Source organism: Alkalibaculum sporogenes, from assembly GCF_009362815.1.
Lineage (GTDB): Bacteria > Bacillota > Clostridia > Eubacteriales > Alkalibacteraceae > Alkalibaculum_A > Alkalibaculum_A sporogenes.
Genome location: NZ_WHNX01000005.1, coordinates 24,165 through 46,181 on the forward strand (window position 1 = coordinate 24,165; position 22,017 = coordinate 46,181).

The window sequence follows — 22,017 nt, forward strand, 5'->3', positions numbered from 1 at the left end:
ATGAAATTATAGAGCTTTCTTGCAAAGATACTTTACTGCTTATTACGTTTACAACAGGTAATCAACCTGTGTAAATATATACTAAAGTTATAGGGAGGTGCACAAATACAACTTAGAAAAAATTGTGGATGGATTACGAATGTAAAAAAATAAAGACAAGAGAGGAAAAAATATGAAAAAAAGAGTAAAAACAAACATCGCTTTATTTCTAATTATAACAGTGATTATTTTTTTAAGCGGCTGCGGTGCATCTATCGAAGCTGGCAGTTATACAGGCACAGCAACAGGTTATCACGGAGATATTCAGGCAACAACTGAAGTTGATCAAGACGGGAAAATTATTAATATTTCTATAGCTGAGAATACAGAAACTGAAGGAATTGGAACTATAGCTATTGAGAAAATTCCCGAATATATTATTGAAGCTCAGTCGTTGGATGTAGATGTTGTTTCTGGGGCTACTGTCACTAGCAATGCTATAATAGATGCTGTTGCAGACTCGTTGGAGAAGGCTGGAACAGACTTATCAAACTACGGTTATACCGCTGAAGAGGTAAAAAGTGAAGAAGCATCTGCTAAGATCAATAAAGATACAATGCCTGAAAAGAAACAAACAACAGATACCATAACAATAACGGATGTTAAAAACAGAGAAGTAACTATTAATTTACCCATTTCATCCTACGCTATCAGCACCATGGATGTTATCGATTATATCATACCCCTTAAAGGAGAAGATGCTTTTAATATGCTTGTAGGTTCAGGCCAAGACGGTGGCGGAGGTATACAAAAATACGAGGAATTATACGCCCCCATAATAGGTGATTATGCAGAACATCTGGGACAGATATCCGACCACAATTCTCCTTTTGACCTGGAAATGATCTTGAGCATGGATCCAGATGTTATCATCGTAAATTCTGCAATGGCAGCACATAGATATGCATTAGAAGTAGAAGACCTGCTATCAGAAGCAGGAATTGAGATTGTTCTTATAGATGTTCCTGGGGAAAAAATGGATAAATCTGTTCAACAAACAATGAAACTCCTTGGTCAAATATTCCAAGAGGAGGAGAAAGCTACAGAAGTTTCAGACTTTGTTGATAAACAATATGAATTGATTGCTTCAAAAAATCTTGCTCAACGCAAAGACAAGCCTACTGTATATTACGAAAAATCTGGATATTCTGAAATCTATGGGAGTACAGCAACAAGTGACTCTGGATGGGGTTTTCCCATTGCTATCGCCGGTGGCGATAATATTGCAGATGAGATTCTTCTAGATACCGCATCTTCCTCTGGCAGCAGTAATACTCTTGATCCTGAATATGTAATCAAAGCTGATCCAGACTACATATTTCTCAGCGGAATTAATGATGGATGGCTGGATAGTCTTAGAGAAACTTCTCCATATGGATTTGATATTATTAACAGAACCGGTTGGATTAATTTAAAAGCTGTTAATAATGGTAACTTATACGAATTTGCCCACGCAACAAACAGATCCATATACGCATTCTATCCTTGCCTGGAAATGGCAAAAATACTTTATCCTGATGAATTTTCAGATATTGATCCAGAAGAGATCCTCAATGAGTTTTTTGATAAATTTATGCTTCTTGACAGCGATATTACCACATGGTTAATAAATCTTGAAGACATTAAATAATTAGAAATGCATCAAATTAACTCTGTTCATATGTTGCAACACCAAGCATAGCGTTGCATTAGCTGCCAATATACTTTTTTGGCAGCCAGAGTTCTTTTGTTATGTTCACTATTTAGAATTTTCTTATAAGGAGTGATATCAAATTAATCAAGCAGTAAGTGAAAATAGAAAACTATATACCAACCTAATAAAGAAAAGAATTATATTGATTTTCACCCTACTTATAGTAACAGGGTTGCTGGTAATACTGAATATCTCAATCGGTTCATCTCACATATCTGTTCACGAAATATTAAACGTATTATTTACAGGGGCAGGAGATGGACATAATAAAATGATCATTATGGACATACGCCTACCTATGGCCCTTATGGCAGTAGTTGTGGGGGCTTCTTTAGGTGTTGGCGGCTGTGAAATTCAAACGATACTTCGTAATCCTATTGCAAGTCCCTATACTTTAGGTATTTCTGCTGCAGCTTCATTTGGGGCAGCTATGGGATTGATACTAAACGCTAATCTTTTCCATGTTTCAGATACCTTGGTTGTGACAGCTAATTCATTTGCATTTGCATTACTTGTGGCTTTTGCCATATACATATTTTCTCGCCAGAGGCAAATTGGTAAAACTGCTATTATATTATTTGGCGTTGCGTTAAATTTTCTTTTTAGTTCCTTAACAATGATTTTACAGTACATCGCAAATGAAGATGAGCTACAAAGTTTAATTTTCTGGAATTTTGGAAGTCTACTCAAAACAACATGGAGTAAATTTTATATAGTATTAGCTGTATTAATTATATGTTTTGTTATTCTCTTTAAAAATGCGTGGAAGCTAACTGCAATGACTCTTGATGATACAAAAGCGAGGAGTATAGGTGTTGACACTGCAAAAGTTCGAAGAACAGTTATCTTCATCACATCTTTGCTATCTGCCATAGCAGTTTGTTTTGTAGGTACTATTGGATTTATTGGCCTTATTGCACCTCATATTGCCCGACAGCTCGTAGGTGAAGATCAACGATTTTTTATGCCTCTTTCAGCTTTAACAGGCGCTTTTGTAATGTCCCTGGCGTTTGTAGTGAGCAAGCTCATTATAAGAGGTGTTATACTCCCTATAGGTTTAGTAACCTCAGTAATAGGAATTCCTTTTTTCATTACCATAATATTTAGTAAAATGAGGAGTATGTAATGATTACTGTAGATAATTTAAGTTTTTCATATAAAAAAAATAAAGCATCACACCAGGTATTTGACGATTTAAATCTTAGCTTTGCCAAAGGGTTTAATGTCATCTTAGGCCCTAATGGAGCAGGAAAATCTACACTGATTAAATCAATTTTTGGTTTACTGGATTATAAAGGGAATATATCATACAACAAAGTCAGTATTACTTCTATGAATATCGAGGATAAAATCAAGTTAATGTCATATTTACCACAAATGGATATGGAAATATCTACACTTACAGTTTTAGAAATGGTTATATTAGGTAGATTGCCTGAGCTTAGGCACAAGGTGTCTGAAGAAGATTTGAATATTGTCATGGATACACTGGCGTCTTTAAATATTACTTCTCTGGCAACCAGGAATTTTAGTGAATTAAGTGGAGGACAAAAGAAACTTGTATTCATAGCTCAGACATTGGTGAGAAAGCCTAAATTAATTCTACTAGATGAACCTGTAAATTCCCTTGACTTACAAAAGCAATTAGAACTATGTCAACTTCTTCAGAAAATAGTGAATAAACAAAACGTTGATATTATTGTTATTTTACACGATATTAACCTTGCAGCAAGGTATGCGCAGCATATCGTTGTATTAGATGAAAATGGTTCTATATACAACTCAGGCAAACCCTGTGAAGTAATCACTTCAAAAATGCTAGAAGAAGTATATGGTGTCATAGCTAATTTGATTTATGATGATAAAGATATTCCCATAATAGCTCCAGTATCTTCAGTACACAATGTGTAATACTCATACGATTGATATCTGCCCCTTAGACTTTACATATTAAAGGTACGCCCTGCCTTAATAAAGCAAAACTTTATTAAGGCAGGGCGTACCTTCAGCTCATATATATTATACTGTACAATTAGTATCACATATCATCTATCGAGCAATATCAGTCCTATACTGCATACCTTCGAAACTTATTCTTTTAATATCTTCATAAACTTTACCTCTAGCCTCTTCAATAGTATCTCCAATGGCAGTTACTCCTAGGACACGTCCTCCATCAGTTACTATTTTACCATCTCTATTTTGAGTGCCTGCGTGGAATACGATACTACTTTGTATTTGTCCTAGACCTGTAATTTCCATCCCTTTTGGGTAAGTCTCTGGGTAACCTCCTGACGCTAGCACTACACATACTGCACTTTTATTGCTCCACTTTATCTCTTGCTCTGATAAAGTACTATTAATAATACTTTCAAATATATCTATAATATCTGTTTCTAATCTCCTGAGTACTGATTGAGTTTCTGGGTCTCCAAACCTCACATTAAATTCGAGAACTTTTGGCGTGTTGTTTTCGATCATGAGTCCAATAAATAAGATACCTTTATAATCAAGCCCTTCAGCTATAAATCCACTCATAATAGGATCTAATATTTGATCTTTTACAATTTTATTCAATTCATCATTAAACAATCTATTTGGTGAATATGTACCCATACCTCCAGTGTTATTACCACAATCTCCATCGCCGATTCTCTTGTAATCTTGGGCACTTTCCATTGGGACAATAGTTTTACCATCTACAAAACACAGTATAGAAGCTTCTATTCCTGTTAAGAATTCCTCTATCACTACTTTTTTACCTGCATCTCCAAAAGCCAGTGATTCCATCATGTCTTTTAAAGTTTGCCTTGCTTCAACTTTAGTTTGAGCTATAACTACACCTTTTCCTGCTGCTAGTCCATCTGCTTTGATTACTACAGGGATGTCGAATTCTTCTAATCCTTTTAAAGCTTCATTTAGATCTGTATACTCTCTATAAGCTGCTGTAGAGATATTATACTTATCTAAAAACTTTTTGGTAAAGGCTTTGCTACCTTCAAATTCTGCACAAGTAACATTTGGTCCAATTACTTGCAATCCTTCATCATTAAATTTGTCTGTTATACCCATTACTAATGGCACTTCTGGTCCAACTATTGTAATGTCTATACTTTTCTCTTTTGCAAATTTTATAATGTCATCTATGTTTTCTACTGCAACATCAACACATTTAGCGAATTCGGAGATTCCTGGATTTCCCGGAGCACAGTAAATTTCGTTCACCTTTGGACTCTGAGCTATTTTCCATATTAATGAATGTTCTCTACCTCCAGAGCCTATGACTAAAATATTCACGGCAATTTTCCTCCTTTATAGTTTCTAGTTTATTCTTTACTAATGACTGGCATGTACTATTTATTATCGGTTTAGTAATCTATATTTTTATCTTCTTAATGTTTAAAATGTCTCATACCTGTGAAAAGCATTGCTATGTTTTTTTCGTTACATAGTAAAATAGATGCTTCGTCTCGTACAGATCCTCCTGGTTGTATTATAGCGGTAATTCCCGCTTTTGCTGCTGCTTCTACCGAGTCTTCAAATGGAAAGAATGCATCTGATGCCATAACTGCTCCTATGACTTTTTCTTTTCCTTGTCTAATAGCATTTTCTAGGGCCCAAATTCTACTTACTTGCCCTGGACCATTACCTATTAGCATCTTGCCTTTTGCAATGCTAATACCGTTTGATTTCGTATTTTTCACTGCTTTCCATGCAAATAATAAGTCTTCCATTTCTTGCGGAGTAGGTTGTCTTTTTGTTACACATTTTGGTTCACCATCAAGTAATTTCTCATCCCTATCTTGGACCAATATTCCACCAAGCACTCTCTTATATTCCATTCCATAACACTGTTTTTCAATATTTAGCAACGAAAGTATTCTAATGTTCTTTTTTTGTTTTAATATTTGTAATGCTTCTTCTGTATAAGAAGGCGCCACAATTACTTCAATAAACGTCTCATTTATTTTCATTGCAGTCTCTTTATCAATTTCTCTATTTGATGCTATAATTCCACCGTATATTGATACAGGATCACATTCATAAGCTTTTATATATGCATCTAAAATCGTCTGAGAACTTGCTATTCCACAAGGGTTTGCATGTTTTACAGCCACTATAGTTGGTTCCCCATTGTATTCTTTTAGTATCTCTAGCGCACCATTGGTATCATTAATATTATTATACGAAAGTTCTTTTCCGTGGAGTACATTTGCATTGATTAACGTTCCTTCTGACTTCTCTACATCCTTATAAAAAGCAGCAACTTGATGTGGGTTTTCTCCATATCTTAAATCTTGTACTTTTTCAAAGGACAGTGTCAGAGTTGCAGGATATTCTTTTGCGCCTTTTCTTTTTCTAAGATAAGTAGCAATCATAGTATCGTACTGAGATGTATGTTCAAATACTTTTAATGCTAATCCATATTTCGTATCCGCTGATACTTTTCCACTCTGTTGTAATTCATTTGCTACCACGTCATAATCTATTGGATCTGTGATAACTGCTACATCTGTATAATTTTTTGCAGCTGAACGGAGCATAGTAGGCCCGCCAATGTCTATATTTTCTATGGCATCTTCTAGTGTTACATTTTCTTTTTCTATAGTGTTTTTAAAAGGATATAGATTAACCACTACAATGTCTATTGGCGTAATCTCTAGTTCCTCTAACTGTCTTTGATGATCTAAATTTTCTCTCATTGCTAAAATCCCACCGTGAATTTTCGGATGAAGTGTTTTGACTCTACCATCTAGACATTCTGGAAACCCTGTAATGTCACTAATCTTCAATACTTCAATACCCGCTTCTCTAAGAAGTTTAGCAGTTCCACCTGTTGATATGATTTCTATGTTCATCTTAACTAACTTCTTCGCAAAGGGTAGAATACCTTGTTTATCAGATACACTAATTAACGCTCTCATAATTATACCTCCTATTTTACTATAATACTTTTACTTTTCTACCTTTAAGTATGAGTTTATCTTCACACATCTTTTTAACACTTACACATAATATATAATGTTCTATATCTAACACTTTCTTTTGTAAAGTTTCTGCCGTATCTTCATAATCTACACTAACTGTCTTTTGCATAATTATAGGCCCTGTATCGGCTCCTTCGTCTACAAAATGTACTGTAGCACCGCTAATTTTCACCCCATACTCGATGGCTTTTTCATGAACTTTCAGTCCATAATGATTTGCACCACAAAAGCTAGGTATTAAAGATGGATGTATATTTATAATTTTACCTGGGTATTTGTTAACTAATTTTGATGATATTATTTTTAGATATCCTGCTAATACTATAAAATCTACGTGATTTTCTTCTAATATAGCAATTACCTTTTCGTCAAAATCACTTTCTTTTGAATCAAAAACAATAGATTTAATTTCATTATTTTTTCCTCTCATTAATCCATGTGCATTTGAGTTACTAGATAGCACTAATACTATTTCACCATATTTTTGATGTATCTCATCTATTAGAACTTGAAGATTAGAGCCTCCACCTGAAATAAACACAGCAATTTTTTTTAAGGCCATAACACTACTCCCTGTATACCTTCGGTAATTTCTCCTAAAACTACTGGTTCCTCTCTACTAGATCTAATATATGTCATTACCTTGTCAACTTCATCAGGTGAAACTATCATAATCAACCCAATACCCATATTGAAGGTAGAGTACATATCTTCATCCTCTAAATTGCCTAACTTTTGAATTGTTTCAAATATAGGCATTTTGGGGATTCTCTGTTTATATATATTTGCAGTAAGTCCTTTTGGAAGTACTCTTGGAATGTTTTCATAGAAGCCACCACCTGTAATATGTGAGATGCCTTTAATATTACATTGAGCAATAGCACTTAAAGTAGAGTTATAGTATATTTTTGTAGGAGTTAATAAAGTCTGACCAAGAGTACCACTGAATTCTTCAATGTACTGATCTAGATTGTAATTGTTTGATTCGAAATATAACTTTCTCACTAATGAAAAACCGTTGCTATGAATGCCACTAGAAGGAATTCCAATTATAATGTCTCCTTCACTAATTTGTTGTCCTGTAATTATTTTATCTTTCTCAACGATTCCTACAGCAAAACCTGCAATATCGTATTCATCTTGTGTATACATATCTGGCATCTCAGCTGTTTCTCCACCAATTAGAGCTGCACCACTTTCTATGCAACCTTGTGCTACACCTTTAACTATCTCTTCAATCTTCTTAGGTTTATTTTTGCCACAAGCAATATAATCTAAGAAATACAGAGGTTTTGCTCCTTGACAGATAATGTCGTTCACACACATAGCAACACAATCAATTCCAATAGTATCGTGTTTATCCATTAATTGTGAAATAACAAGTTTTGTACCTACACCATCTGTTCCTGAAATCAAAACAGGCTTTACATAGCCAGTAGGCAATTCAAACATGCCTCCAAAACCGCCTAAATCCGAAATCACATTAGAATTAAACGTCTTTTTAACATGTTTTTTAATTCTTTCTACGGATTCGTAACCTGCTTCTATATCTACACCAGCATCTTTATACGTTACTTTTTTCATATAGTTTGATTCTCCAATCTTAATGAAGACGGCCGCTATAGCTTTTGTATTTGATTCAGCCTAAGTCATGCCGCCTATTTAAGTTATTTTACTAGATCCAATAGTTAAACCCTGCAAAGTGATATATCAATCATACATAATAGGTACTTCCATAGGATAATCTCCATCAAAACAGGCTTTACAGTACTTGTCTTCACCACCAACAGACTCTACTAATCCATTAACAGATATAAACCCAAGTGTATCTGCACCTATCATTTTTCTTATTTCCTCTACAGAATGGGTTGCTCCTATTAAGTGTTGCCTATAAGGAGTATCTATGCCAAAATGACAAGTATGGGCAACTGGAGGGCTACTCACTCTAAAATGTACTTCTTTCGCTCCTGCTTCTCTTAGCATTTCAACTAGTCTCTTTGAAGTAGTGCCCCTTACGATTGAATCGTCAATAATAATAACTCTCTTATCTTCAATATTTTCTTTTAAAGCATTTAACTTTATACGAACGCCTTCTTCACGCAGTTTCTGATTTGGTTGGATAAAAGTTCTACCGATGTATTTGTTCTTAATTAAGCCCATGCCGTATGGTATTCCTGATTCTTTGGCATAACCGATAGCTGCTGGTATTCCTGAATCTGGCACTCCTATTACCACGTCACCTTCAACTGGATTTTCTTTTGCAAGGATGATTCCAGCATTATGTCTAGACAAATAAACACTTCTCTCGTCTATTACTGAGTCTGGACGTGCAAAGTATATTAATTCGAATATACAAGATTTTCTCTTTACCCAATTGTTTTGTTGAAAGGATTTAACTCCATCTTTGTCAATAACTACAATCTCACCTGGTTCGATATCCCTGACTAATTCTGCTCCGATTGCGTCTAAAGCACAGCTTTCAGATGCTAAAACATAGCTGGTCTTTGTTTTACCAAGGCATAATGGTCTTAGTCCATGAGGATCTCGTATTCCTACCAATTTATCTTCAGTAGTGATAACTACTGCATATGCACCTTTTATAATCTCTACAACCCTTTTAATCGCGTTGACGAGGCCATCTTTTAAGCTTCTAGCAAAAAGATTTACTATTACTTCTGTGTCAATGTCTGTTTGAAATACTACCCCACTATCTTCTAACATATCTCTTAAAGCTTTAGCATTTACTAAATTTCCATTATGTGCTAATGCAATTTGACTTGTCTTATAGTTAACCATTAAAGGTTGTGCATTTCTAATATCTCCATCACCACATGTAGAATATCTAACATGGCCAATTCCAATATTTCCTTTAAGGCTATCTAGGATTTCATCACCTCTAAAAATATCTGAAACTAATCCATTTTCTTTCCATTTGCTTATTTTACCGCCCTTATTAGTAGCGATTCCAGCACTTTCTTGACCTCTATGTTGAAGAGCGTAAAGACAATAATAAAGTAAACGCGATACTTCTTCATCTTCCTGATTACTAAAGATCCCAGCTACTCCACATTCTTCTTTTATTTTATCATCATCGAAATTTATCATTGAGACCTCCATTTAAATGTTCAGTCTTTGCAGTACTTCTTTATATGCTTCTTCAACATTCCCTAAATCTTTTCTAAACCTATCCTTATCCATTTTTTCGTTTGTTTCAATATCCCATAATCTACAAGTATCTGGTGAAATTTCATCTGATAAAATAATATCACCTTTGTATCTTCCAAATTCTAATTTAAAGTCTACTAATCGAAGGCCTTTATCTTTAAAGAACTCAATAAGCATATCGTTAATTTTAAAAGTATATTCTTTGATTTTAGCAAGTTCTGACTCTGTCGCTAGATTCATGGCTTTTGCATGATATTCATTGATAATTGGATCGTTAAAGTCATCGTTTTTGTAACAGAATTCTAGTACAGGCTCTTTAAAAACTAACCCATCCTCAATACCCAATCTCTTAATAATAGACCCTGTAGCTAAGTTGCGAATAATTACTTCTACAGGTACAATTTCAACTGCTTTCACAAGTTGTTCTCTTTCATTTAAATAAGAAATGAAATGAGTAGGTATCCCTTTTTCCTCTAAAATAGCAAAAATAATGCTGCTAACTTTGTTATTTACGACGCCTTTATCGTGTACTGAACCCTTCTTAAGTCCATTAAATGCAGTAGCATCATCTTTATATTCTACAATATAACGATCATCTTTATCTGTCTTATATACTTTCTTTGCCTTTCCTTCGTATAGCATTTCTAATTTTTCCATGGGAACCTCCAATTATTATACTTTAGCTATTTAAGTTTTGTGTCCAAGTGGGCTATTTATTACACTCTTATTATTCTGCCATCATTTCTTGTACATTTTTATTTTTCTCCACTACTTGGTCAGCTAATTCTGTTTTATATTTTCTATAGGCATCTCTAAGATGAGGATATTTTACTGATAGAACTTGTACTGCTAATAGCCCTGCGTTAACGCTACCGTTAATAGCTACTGTTGCAACGGGCACTCCTACTGGCATCTGTACGATAGAAAGTAGTGAATCTAATCCATCCATTGTAGATGATTTAATAGGCAATCCGATAACTGGCAATGGTGAAATACCAGCTAATACACCTGGTAAGTGTGCTGCTTTTCCTGCTGCGCCAATAATTAGTTCGATACCATCTTTTTCAGCATTCTTTGCGTATTCAAAAGCTAGTTCTGGTGTTCTATGAGCGGAAATTACTCTTACGTCTACTTCTACTTCAAATTTTCGTAATATGGTTATAGTTTCTTTCACAACTTGATAATCTGTATCACTACCCATGACTATTGCTATTCTTGGCATTGATTTTCACCTCATAATATTATTTTGTATTTTTTATAACTTTCTTTACCTATAACTCACATGTACTCTATTTATTTACCTTAGTTTTTAGTTGCTAAAGGCTTCAAAATGTCGATTCTAGTCTTTATGCATCTAATATACGTTTATTAATTTAATTTTATCAGAAATAGTACGTGTTATCAACTATAAAAATTGTTATTTATAATATTTTCAAATTTATTGTTCGTATTTTATTTAAAGTATTCTACACCTGCACAAAATATACCTTGATCTTTATTACCTGGAATATTTTTATAAATATCTTTGCAGATCCTTTCAGAGTGACCCATTTTGCCGAACACTCTACCATCAGGACTTGTAATGCCCTCAACCGCGTATACAGAACCGTTTGGATTATATAAACCATCATAAGTTGCATTTCCATTATAATCTACATATTGCGTAGCAATCTGTCCACTTTTTATTAGTTGATCCAACATGTATTCTCCGGCCACAAATCTCCCTTCTCCATGAGACATAGGAATTGTATGAACATCATCTAAGTTAGTTTTATTTAGCCATGGTGATAAATTAGATACTACTTTAGTATTTGACATTCGTGAAATATGTCTACCAATTTTATTATAAGTTAAGGTAGGTGAGTTTTTATCTAATAGCCTAATTTCTCCATAGGGAACTAAACCAAGTTTAATCAACGCTTGAAAGCCATTACAAATACCTAATATCAATCCATCTCTTTTATTTAGCAATTCCATTACTGACTGTGATATATAAGGATTTCTAAATATGGTGGCAATAAATTTACCTGCCCCATCCGGCTCATCTCCAGCACTAAATCCGCCTGGCATCATAAGAATCTGAGAATTTAAAATCTCTTTAGCCATCAATTTTAGGGATTCTTGAATATCGCTAGCAGACAGATTCTTAAATACTAAAGTAGAAATATCAGCTCCAGCTTTCTCAAAAGCTCTTATAGAATCATACTCACAATTTGTACCTGGAAAAACTGGTATAAACACTTTTGGTTTAGGAGTTTTCACACCCGTATACCGTTTTGAACTTGTGGAAAAGTTTAAGTTTTTTATAACTCCTAAAATATCTTCTTTAATTGGATGAACCTTATTAAGAGTTTTTTTCCACTCTTCAATCATTTCATCAATTTCAAGCTTCTCATTTCCAATTTGCAAAATCGGCTCTGAAGTTGTTACACCTAATCTAATAAAATTTGTTAAATCTACCTTAGAATTTTTATCTACTTCTAAGATTATGCTTCCGATATTTTCACTAAATATTAATTTATCATCTATATTTTTATCAAAGACAAATCCAATCTTATTTCCAAAATTCATTTTACTAATTGCCACTACAACACCGCCTTTTAAAACGGTTTTTGCTGATAGCACTTCGTCTTGATCAATCAATTTCTTTATTTTTTCATATCCTTCTTTCATTTTTGAGAAATCTGGAATGCAATTTTTATCTTTTGGTATATCTAGCAAATAAACTACTGAATTAGTTTTTTTGAACTCTGGTGATAAAATATTCTCTGTTTTATCTACAGCTACGCCAAAGGCGATAATAGTTGGCGGAACAGTTAAGTCTTTAAATGTCCCAGACATACTGTCTTTTCCTCCAATTGCTGCAATACCTAATTTGCTTTGAGCATGATATGCTCCTAACAATGCACTGAATGGTTTCCCCCACTTTTTAGGATCATTACCAAGTCTTTCAAAATACTCTTGCATACTCAATCTAATTTCTTTATAATCTCCACCCATTGCTACTATTTTCGAAACACATTCAACTATTGAGTAGATACCTCCATGATAAGGACTCCATTCACATAACTCTGGATCGTATCCATAAGTCATTAAACTACATGTATTAGTATCACCCTCTAATACTGGTATCTTACCTGCCATCCCTTCAGCTGGTGTTAGTGCATATTTCCCCCCATAAGGCATAGTAACTGTACCTGCTCCTATTGTACTGTCAAACATCTCACCTAATCCCTGTTGTGAGCAGATATTTAAATCTTGTAACATGGCAATAACTTTATCCTTATATGAAAATCGCTTAACTCCTACTTCAGTTTTTAATTTATTAGGCGATGTAATAACTACATTTGCGTATTGTTTGGCTCCATTAGTATCTAAAAAATCTCTGCTTAAATCTAATATTACTTGATTTCTCCATTTCATCACTAATCGACCAGTAGCAGTTACTTTTGCTACTTCCGTTACTTCTAAATTCTCTTCATTTCCATAAGCAATAAACTTCTCAACATCTTTTGATTCTACTACTACAGCTATCCTCTCTTGGGACTCAGAGATAGCTAGTTCTGTACCATCTAGACCTTCATATTTTTTAGGTATGGAGTCAAGGTTAATCTCCAAGCTATCCGCCAACTCACCAATAGCAACAGACACACCTCCTGCACCGAAATCATTACATTTTTTTATGCATTTAGTAACTTCTGGCTTCCTAAACAATCGTTGTATTTTTCTCTCTTCTGGCGGATTACCTTTTTGCACTTCTGCTCCACAAAGGGATAATGAGTCCTCTGTATGAACTTTTGAAGACCCTGTAGCTCCACCGCAACCATCCCTTCCTGTCCTTCCGCCTATAAGCAAAATAACGTCACCTTCTACAGGTACTTTTCTATAGACATTCTCTCTTGGCGTAGCTCCTACTACAGCTCCAACTTCCATTCTTTTAGCTACATATCCTTCATGATAGATCTCTACAACTTGTCCTGTTGCTAAACCTATTTGATTTCCATATGAACTAAACCCTCTTGCAGCCTCTCTAGATATCTTCCTTTGTGATAGTTTGCCTGGCAAAGTATCTTGAATAGATTTTCTTGGATCACCACTTCCAGTTATTCTCATAGCTTGATACACATAGCTTCTCCCCGACAAGGGGTCTCTAATTGCTCCACCTAAACACGTTGCCGCACCACCAAAAGGCTCAATTTCAGTAGGATGATTATGTGTCTCATTTTTAAACATAAGTAACCACTTCTCATTAGTTCCGTTTTTATCCACATCAATTTCTATACTGCAAGCGTTAATCTCATCAGATATATCTAGGTCAGGCAATAACCCCATTTTTCTACACTGTTTACCATTAACTGTTGCTAAATCCATTAAGGTTATTGGCTTTTTTGTTTGTATATATTCACGAGAAGATACGTATTCTTTCAATGTATTTTCTACTACATCTTTATATAATCCATCTTCAACTTGAATATCTTGTATCTCTGTAAAAAAAGTTGTATGCCTACAGTGATCCGACCAGTAAGTGTCTATCACCTTTAATTCTGTAATAGTGGGATCTCTTTCTTCGCTAACTGCAAAATACTCTTTTACAAAACATATATCTTCATAACTCATGGCAAAGCCCATAGTATCTTTAAACTCAGCAAGTTTCGTTTGATTAAAATTTATAAAACCATTTACGATTTTAATTGGTTGAGGATCTTCAAAATCATCTACCAAATTTTGCGGAAGACCTAAATCAGCCTCTCTAGAATCTACTGAATTAATGCAATAGTTTTTTATCTTAGAAAAATCATTTCCACTTATTTTCCCTTTTAATAAAATCACTTTGGCAACTTTTACTTTTAAGTCCTGATTTTCAACAAGAATTTGTATACATTGCTGTGCCGAATCAGCTCTTTGATCGTATTGACCTGGCAAATACTGTATAGCCAAAATCCTTTCATCCGTTTTTTTCGGTAAATCATCGTCGTATACTAAATCCACATTAGGTTCGGATAATATTAAACCTTTTATTTGATCATATATATTGTCCTCAGCCATAAAGTCATATCTATTTATAATTCGTATATTTTCTAACCCGATAATTCCTAAAGTTTCTTTTAGTTCAGTTAGCAATCGTTCGGATTCTACATTAAACTCTAGTTTTTTTTCTACGTAAACTCTTCTAATATGTGAAATCATGCCTATCACCTCTTCTTATTTTATATATTTATATTAAATTATCCGAATAATTTTTTCAAGTTTTTTATTATTATACGTAAAAAAAACGCTATAAATATTAAATTAATATATTAGCGAATAGTTTTCCCATGATTTTATTAAAATAGTTATTATAATAGATTAGTACTTAATCCTATGCTATTATTATAATAAGAGGTGATTAGTCCATGATTATACAACACTTATCTCATAGTGGATTTTTAGTTGAGGATAAAAGTACATTATTAATATTTGATGCAATTTCTGACTTGCCAACAGACAAAGAATATAAAAATATTTATTGTTTCGCAAGCCATTCTCATAAAGATCATTTTAATCCACAGGTAATTAAACATTTTTATGGTAATGAAAATGCCAAATTTATATTTAGCAAAGATATTTCATCAAACTTACCTGATAACAATAAAATATTATTTTTGGATAATTATGAAAAAAGTATATTAGACGATGTGAAAATTAATGCCTATGGTTCAACAGATTTAGGTAATTCCTATTTAGTTTCATTAAATGGAAAAAGTTACTTTCACAGTGGTGATTTAAATTGGTGGCACTGGCAAGATAAGATGAATAATGATAAATTAAAAATAGAAGAGTCTAGCTTTAAAAAAGAAGTTGAACTATTAAAAGATGAGTCTATTGATTTCGCTTTTATCCCTGTTGATCCTAGATTAAAAGAACATGCGTATTTGGCAATCAACTATTTTATCACAGTTGTAAAACCAAAATATGTAATCCCAATGCACTCCTTTGGCGATTATAATTTTTATAAAGGTTTAGAGTATAATATTTCCCTAATAGATTCTGCATTAATCCTGGTTGATAAAGAAAACAAAATAATTTTTAATGATTCTGTATAGTACATCTCTGTGCACATCATTTTGTCTGGGCAACTAATCAAAGTTGCCCTACTAAAAATATTATATCATATTTTGGGTGGTTGTACTTAGAGTCTGCTTTATCCTACGCAGATTACTTCGACCGCTTTGCGGTCTCAGTCGTTGGCACTCGTTCATAGAATTCATTTGTTTTTCTCGTGCAAGCACGGAAAACCATATGATTTCTGCGAACAATCTGCTGGTGCGGATATTATATCATAAATTTTAGTAGCAATATTTATTGACTACTTTATCCTTCGCAGATTTTCCTCAACCCCTTTGGGGTTTCGGTCGTTGGCACTCGTTCATAGAAATCATTTGTTTTTCTCGTGCAAGCACGGAAAACCATATGATTTCTGCGAACAATCTGCTGGTGCGAATATTATATTATCTCATACATCTTCTCTGCATCGTCTTTAGTCACATGATCTAATAAAGCAGTGACTTTAGCTCTTAATAGTTTTTCTCCAAGCTTTATCGATATAGTATCTCCCACCTTAACCTTAGTCCCTGCTTTAGCAACTATTTCATTTATTAATATTCTACCATTGTCACACGCTTCTTTAGCTATAGTTCTTCTTTTAATTAACCTTGAATTTTTGAGAAATTTATCTAATCTCATATTCCCACTCCTCAATTTCAGACCGTAATAGTTTTTCTTAGTGCCCGTTAATACGAGATAAAAAAAAACCGAGAAGTCTCGGCTTAATCTAATTACTCGTTAACTGAATCCTTAAGAGCTTTTCCAGCTTTAAATGCAGGAGCTTTTGAAGCAGGAATCACTAATTCTTCCATAGTCTTAGGATTTCTTCCCATTCTTTCTGCTCTTTCTCTTACTTCAAATGTACCGAAACCTACTAAGGATACTTTTTCACCTTTTTGTAGTTCTTCTGTCACCGTTTCTACAAAAGCATTTAATACTTTCTCACTGTCTTTCTTTGTAAGTCCAGTCTTTTCAGTTAATTCTGATATTAATTCAGCCTTATTCATTTAATTACCTCCTATTTTCCTATATTTATTATAATTCAATGGTTTTTAAAATAACCACTGATTAATTAACCTATTTCTTCTTTTGCTTTATCCCACAACATATTCATAGTATCTAAATCAGCTTTTGCTAATTGAATACCCGACTCATTTAATCGCTCTTCTATAAATTTAAATCTACAAATAAATTTTTCAATAGTTTTATGTAGTGCTTCATCTGGGTCTATCTGACACAACCTAGCTACATTAACTACTGAGAACAATAGATCCCCAAGCTCATTTGTTGTTTCTGAAAGGGAAAGTGTGTTAATGGATTCTTTTAATTCTAAACTTTCTTCTACTATTTTGTCAATACTTGGCAGAGGATTTCCCCAATCAAATCCTACATTTGCAGCCTTTTTTTGAATTTTCTCTGCTAAATATAAGGTAGGCATTGATTTAGGTACGTCTTCCATTGCTTCGTACTGGAATTTATGACCTTTTTCTCTTTTTTTAAGTTCTTCCCACCTTTTATCAGAGTAGGAAACATGAAATTTATCAAAGACATGTGGGTGTCTATAAATTAACTTTTTATTTATACCCTCAACAACATCTTTTAACTCAAATATACCATTTTCTTTAGCAATTTGACAGTGAAATATAATCTGAAGCAACAAATCTCCAAGTTCCTCGATAATATTTTCATTATCTTTGTTGTCAATTGCATGGATAACTTCATAAACTTCCTCAATTAAATATCTCTTTAAAGAGTCATGAGTTTGTTCCTTATCCCAAGGACACCCATCTTTGCTTCTTAGTTTACTCATTATGTCTAACAATCTATTTATATCACTTAACTTGTCCTCTTTTTCAGGAGGAATGTATATAGTGGTTAAATAATCTATCCCATCCATGTGGTCTAGTTTATATAATGGTATTCTTTCTAATCTTTCTTTACCTTTAATGCCACTACTACTAAGTAGAAAAATCTCCTTATCTCCATCATAGAACTCTAATAAACTTAATTTTACTTCAGAAGCTACGAATCTATCGTAAACTTGAGTAATAATATTTCCTACTTTTAAGTTTGGAGGATTCTTTTCAATAGTTAAAGCATTCATGATATTTAGTCCATTTATAGGATCTATTTTCAATGAAGTTACTACAACATCTAAAAAACTCATGCTAGAATGAATTTGCATTTTTACTTTGTCTTGTCCATTATCTAATATTTCTATTAGGATTTCAACTGTTTTTTCAGCGAATAAGGGATGTCCCGGTACTGCAAAGATTATTTGATCTTCTATATTGGCTTTTTGTAGCAATAGTTTAGCTATCTCTTCGTATACAGTCTCAAAATCCTTGGAAGTTTCGTAGATCCAATCAAAGCCCTCTAAAACGATCCCTTCCTCTATCAAATCATCAATTAGCGGGTGTTTAAACGTGCGGACATAGACCAAGTTTGCTTGTTTTAACAACTTATAAACTCCTAGTGTAAGGTGTTCAATGCTTCCAGGCCCTAGCCCTACAACATGAATCGTGCCCATCTATCAAATAACACTCCTTTGGTGTTATCATAATAACACTCAATTTATTTCTTAAACATTCCAATAATTTTCCTACCACCCGGCAAAAGAAGTAATTCTTCTCGCGTTAAGCCTTTTAACAGAATTAATGCTACAAAATATACAACAACACATAAAGTAATTGAAATCAAAACACCTATATTTTCACCTGTAGTAGTACTTACTACATTAAAAATCTTCATACCCACTATAGCCATTATTAAAGAAGCTGTCAAGGGTTTTACTACAGTTTGGTTAATATTAAGTTTTATTTTCAAACATTTCTTAATAGATATATAGTTTAATAACGTCGACACTGCGTATGCTCCAATATTACTAATTACTAACCCGTATATATTTATGCTAGGTATTGCTATGAAAATATAATTTAGAATAAACTTAACTATAAGTCCTATAAATAGATTTTTTACAGGAACCATAAACTTATCTAAGCCCTGCAAAACACTTTGTAAGGTATTTGTAATCATAATAAAAACCGTACTGTATGAAAGGTACTTTAATATCTCTCCACCATATTGAGAGGCAGGAAATAAAAGTTCAAATATTGGATCAGCATATATTGAAAGTCCTACTGCACAAGGCAAAGATATTAGAAGCATTACCCTGATCCCAAGCTCAGTCTTGCGACGGATACTTTTTATATCATTTAATGCAAATGAGGCACTTATAGCAGGCACTAGTGTGATAACCATTGCTGCACTAAATGTTAATGGAACATTGATCATAGTCTGAGCACGACCAAAATCTCCAAACATACTTGTAGCTGTATCAATATTAAATCCAGCTACTTGTAATCTCGGAACATACGTAAATGAATTTATAATCCCAAACAAAGAAACAACAGCAGAAGCAAGTGTAACAGGCACTGCTATTTGAGTAAGTCTTTTAAGTATAGCTCTATTAGATTCCTTCTTAAATATCTTTTTTGATTCATTTATGTTTTTCCTAAAACTCTTCATAAATAAAGATAATGCGAATAATAAGAATAAAGTTGTTAAAATAGCACCAATTGTGGCACCTGCTGAAGCTCCACCTGCACCCATTGCTAGTCCATAACTTTGCGTTAGATATAAACACAAACCTATTCCAAATATTACCCTTACAATGGATTCTATGATCTGTGATATTGCACTTGGAGTCATCATTTGCATTCCTTGAAAGAATCCTCTTATTGCACACATAATAGACACAAAAAAAGGTGCTGCTGAAAGGCCGATAATTGCATAGTATGTATCTGGGTGCCAATTAGCGATATCAATAATCCAATGTGCCCCAAAATATAATACTGCACTAGAAATACCACCTATTAATAATAGTACAGTCATTGACAGTTTAAACACACTATAAAGACCATAATAATTTTTAACCGAGGCCCTCTCTGATATCATCTTAGAAATAGCTACAGGTACTCCTACAATAGATACAGTCAAAAGTAGATTATATATATTATACGAATTATAATACAGTCCAAAACCAAAGTCACCTAAGATTCTGCCTATAGGTACCTTAAAAAACAAACCTAATAGCTTTGCAATAATTCCACCAGTTGCAATAATTCCAGCACCTTTTATATATGAACTCAATGATAATCCTCCAGTCATTACTTGGTATTTATAGTTAATTCCAGCTCTTAATTCTAAATCTTATAATATCATAAATTGAGGATAGTACATAGAATATACTTAACAAACCCAGAATTTATTTATACTTATTATAATATCTTTTAAATTTTTTTCCTATTGTCAACATGTCTAGGTCTTCTTCTTTTATCGTATTGGTTACTATTAATATTCCAAAATAGAATACCATAGCAGTAATTATAATCAGAAATATTGAAATCACATCGTTAAAATAAGTAAGAAGTAAGTTGCTAAATAACGCTAAAAACACCCCCATTACTCCACTTGCAAATAAGGGCTTAATAATAGTGTCGAAGATTTTTATTCTAAATCCCGTTTGAGCTTTTAGTACTCTATAATGTAATAGTGCTATAACTCCAAATGATATAAAATTACTTATTATCATTCCATTAATATTTAATGCTGGTATAGCAATTAAGATGTAATTTAACAGGTATTTAATTAAAACGCCTATAGCAATATTTCTAATAATATATTTGAAAATATCCATTCCTTGAAGTATGCTTTGCATTGTACCTATAAGCATGATAAACAGTATTGAGTAAGAACTATACCTTAATATAGCTCCTCCATAGGGGGAATTATTAAATATCAAACGAAACAACAAGTCGGAAAACATGCTAAGACCAACAATACAGGGGAAACCAACAATAAATATTACTCTTAGTGCAGATGCAGTTTTTCTACGTATCGATTGTATGTCTCGTTTTACATACGACTCTGCTATAGCAGGTATTAAAGCTACTGATACAGCCATACTTATCGTCATTGGTACACTCACTAAGGTATTAGTATTAGAGTAGTCTCCAAACATTTTAGTCGCTTCCTCTAAACCGATTCCTGCAACCTTTAATCTAGGCGCATATGTAAAAGAATTTACTATACCATGTAAAGATAACATTATATAAGTAATCGATACTGGTATTGATATAGAATAAAAACGTTTAATAATCGCCAATGTACTATCTGCTTTACCTGTTTCAGCATATAGTGGCTTATCAGCTTTTTTAACATAACGTGTATAAAATCCAAATATGACTATCAAACCACAAGCTTCACTAATAGTGGTACCAAATGTTGCTCCACCAGCACCTATATTCTGTCCATATCTATGAGCAAAATAGTAACACATAGGAACACCTATTACTAATCTAGATAAAGATTCAGCAATTTGAGATACTGCTGTTGGTTTCATATCGTTTATACCTTGAAAATACCCCCGCATAATACATACATATATGATTAACAATGGTGCAAAACATAAACCCATTAAAGGATAGTATGTATTTTTATCCCAACCAGCAATTAGGATAATATTTTTACCTTGAAAAATAATAATATAGGTAAATAGCAACCCTATCATAGTAAGCATTATTGATACAATTATCATTATTTTATTTAGTCCTTTGTAATCACCTAGTGCTCTTTTTTCTGCAATCATCTTAGATAAAGTAAGTGGTACTGCCGATATAATAAAACTAAGTAAAAAATTCAAAATAAAAAAGGTATTATAATAAAGCCCCATAGCATAACTACCTAATATTTTTGTGATAAATGCCTTAAAAAAAAGCCCTATAAAACGAGACATTAACCCACCAACAACGAGTATGCCTGCGCCCTTAATATATGAATTTCGAGACATATTAGCGCCCTCCGTATCATTTAATATATTATCTATTAAACATACTAGGCTTTTCTATGAAATATGCGTGTAAATATTAAAAGAGCTGCCTTATATTCACTATAAATCTACGTAATATATATTATCTTAAGCTTTTCTACATTAAACATATGTATCAGCATATAACTTAATATACAATAAAAAAGCTCCGATAGGAG

Annotated in this window: 17 protein-coding genes; 4 read left to right on the forward strand and 13 right to left on the reverse strand. The window is 33.2% G+C overall.

Annotation, left to right across the window (positions count from 1 at the left end; genetic code table 11):
- Positions 1–172: 172 nt before the first annotated feature.
- The 3 genes from GC105_RS04015 to GC105_RS04025 all read left to right on the forward strand — a co-directional run bounded on the left by GC105_RS04015 (position 173) and on the right by GC105_RS04025 (position 3,643).
- Positions 173–1,669 carry an ABC transporter substrate-binding protein gene (locus GC105_RS04015; RefSeq protein WP_152801969.1) on the forward strand — a complete coding sequence of 499 codons (1,497 nt, stop codon included), beginning with the start codon at positions 173–175 and terminating at the stop codon, positions 1,667–1,669.
- A 235-nt stretch (positions 1,670–1,904) separates the two neighbouring features.
- On the forward strand, positions 1,905–2,858 hold the full coding sequence (locus GC105_RS04020; RefSeq protein ID WP_246169711.1) for a FecCD family ABC transporter permease: 954 nt from the start codon (positions 1,905–1,907) through the stop codon (positions 2,856–2,858).
- Positions 2,858–3,643, forward strand: coding sequence for an ABC transporter ATP-binding protein (locus tag GC105_RS04025; RefSeq protein WP_152801973.1), 786 nt, complete (start codon positions 2,858–2,860; stop codon positions 3,641–3,643). Before GC105_RS04020 ends, GC105_RS04025 begins: the two co-directional genes overlap by 1 nt.
- Before the next feature lie 138 nt (positions 3,644–3,781).
- Here GC105_RS04025 and purD read toward each other — a convergent pair whose 3' ends face one another.
- The 8 genes from purD to GC105_RS04065 form a co-directional block, all read right to left on the reverse strand.
- A complete protein-coding gene (purD, locus tag GC105_RS04030) occupies positions 3,782–5,029 on the reverse strand; it encodes a phosphoribosylamine--glycine ligase (protein ID WP_343029945.1) in 1,248 nt (415 codons plus the stop codon).
- Positions 5,030–5,124: 95 nt separating this feature from the next.
- On the reverse strand, positions 5,125–6,657 hold the full coding sequence (gene purH / locus GC105_RS04035) for a bifunctional phosphoribosylaminoimidazolecarboxamide formyltransferase/IMP cyclohydrolase (RefSeq protein WP_152801976.1): 1,533 nt from the start codon (positions 6,655–6,657) through the stop codon (positions 5,125–5,127).
- Between the two features lie 19 nt (positions 6,658–6,676).
- A complete protein-coding gene (gene purN / locus GC105_RS04040; protein ID WP_152801978.1) occupies positions 6,677–7,282 on the reverse strand; it encodes a phosphoribosylglycinamide formyltransferase in 606 nt (201 codons plus the stop codon).
- Positions 7,273–8,304: a phosphoribosylformylglycinamidine cyclo-ligase gene (purM, locus tag GC105_RS04045; protein ID WP_152801980.1), complete on the reverse strand. Its 1,032-nt coding sequence runs from the start codon at positions 8,302–8,304 to the stop codon at positions 7,273–7,275. The genes purN and purM overlap by 10 nt, the downstream gene beginning before the upstream one ends.
- A 126-nt stretch (positions 8,305–8,430) precedes the next feature.
- On the reverse strand, positions 8,431–9,825 hold the full coding sequence (gene purF / locus GC105_RS04050) for an amidophosphoribosyltransferase (protein WP_152801983.1): 1,395 nt from the start codon (positions 9,823–9,825) through the stop codon (positions 8,431–8,433).
- 12 nt (positions 9,826–9,837) lie between these two features.
- On the reverse strand, positions 9,838–10,542 hold the full coding sequence (gene purC, locus GC105_RS04055; RefSeq protein WP_152801985.1) for a phosphoribosylaminoimidazolesuccinocarboxamide synthase: 705 nt from the start codon (positions 10,540–10,542) through the stop codon (positions 9,838–9,840).
- A gap of 70 nt (positions 10,543–10,612) precedes the next feature.
- The gene (gene purE / locus GC105_RS04060) at positions 10,613–11,107 is read right to left on the reverse strand and encodes a 5-(carboxyamino)imidazole ribonucleotide mutase (RefSeq protein WP_152801987.1); all 495 of its coding nucleotides are present in this window, start codon (positions 11,105–11,107) and stop codon (positions 10,613–10,615) included.
- A gap of 230 nt (positions 11,108–11,337) precedes the next feature.
- Positions 11,338–15,072 carry a phosphoribosylformylglycinamidine synthase gene (locus GC105_RS04065; RefSeq protein WP_152801989.1) on the reverse strand — a complete coding sequence of 1,245 codons (3,735 nt, stop codon included), beginning with the start codon at positions 15,070–15,072 and terminating at the stop codon, positions 11,338–11,340.
- A gap of 206 nt (positions 15,073–15,278) precedes the next feature.
- On the opposite strand from GC105_RS04065, the gene GC105_RS04070 reads away from it, so the two are divergent.
- Positions 15,279–15,968, forward strand: a complete 690-nt coding sequence (locus tag GC105_RS04070) for an MBL fold metallo-hydrolase (RefSeq protein ID WP_152801991.1) — start codon at positions 15,279–15,281, stop codon at positions 15,966–15,968.
- A gap of 400 nt (positions 15,969–16,368) precedes the next feature.
- On the opposite strand, the gene GC105_RS04075 is transcribed toward GC105_RS04070, so the two are convergent.
- The 5 genes from GC105_RS04075 to GC105_RS04095 form a co-directional block, all read right to left on the reverse strand.
- Positions 16,369–16,608, reverse strand: a complete 240-nt coding sequence (locus GC105_RS04075; protein WP_152801993.1) for an RNA-binding S4 domain-containing protein — start codon at positions 16,606–16,608, stop codon at positions 16,369–16,371.
- Between the two features lie 92 nt (positions 16,609–16,700).
- Positions 16,701–16,976: an HU family DNA-binding protein gene (locus GC105_RS04080; RefSeq protein ID WP_152801995.1), complete on the reverse strand. Its 276-nt coding sequence runs from the start codon at positions 16,974–16,976 to the stop codon at positions 16,701–16,703.
- Between the two features lie 65 nt (positions 16,977–17,041).
- Positions 17,042–18,499, reverse strand: a complete 1,458-nt coding sequence (gene yabN / locus GC105_RS04085) for a bifunctional methyltransferase/pyrophosphohydrolase YabN (protein ID WP_152801997.1) — start codon at positions 18,497–18,499, stop codon at positions 17,042–17,044.
- Positions 18,500–18,543: 44 nt separating this feature from the next.
- Positions 18,544–20,121 carry a putative polysaccharide biosynthesis protein gene (locus tag GC105_RS04090; RefSeq protein ID WP_193708278.1) on the reverse strand — a complete coding sequence of 526 codons (1,578 nt, stop codon included), beginning with the start codon at positions 20,119–20,121 and terminating at the stop codon, positions 18,544–18,546.
- A 115-nt stretch (positions 20,122–20,236) separates the two neighbouring features.
- Positions 20,237–21,820, reverse strand: coding sequence for a putative polysaccharide biosynthesis protein (locus GC105_RS04095; protein WP_152802001.1), 1,584 nt, complete (start codon positions 21,818–21,820; stop codon positions 20,237–20,239).
- Positions 21,821–22,017 lie beyond the last annotated feature (197 nt).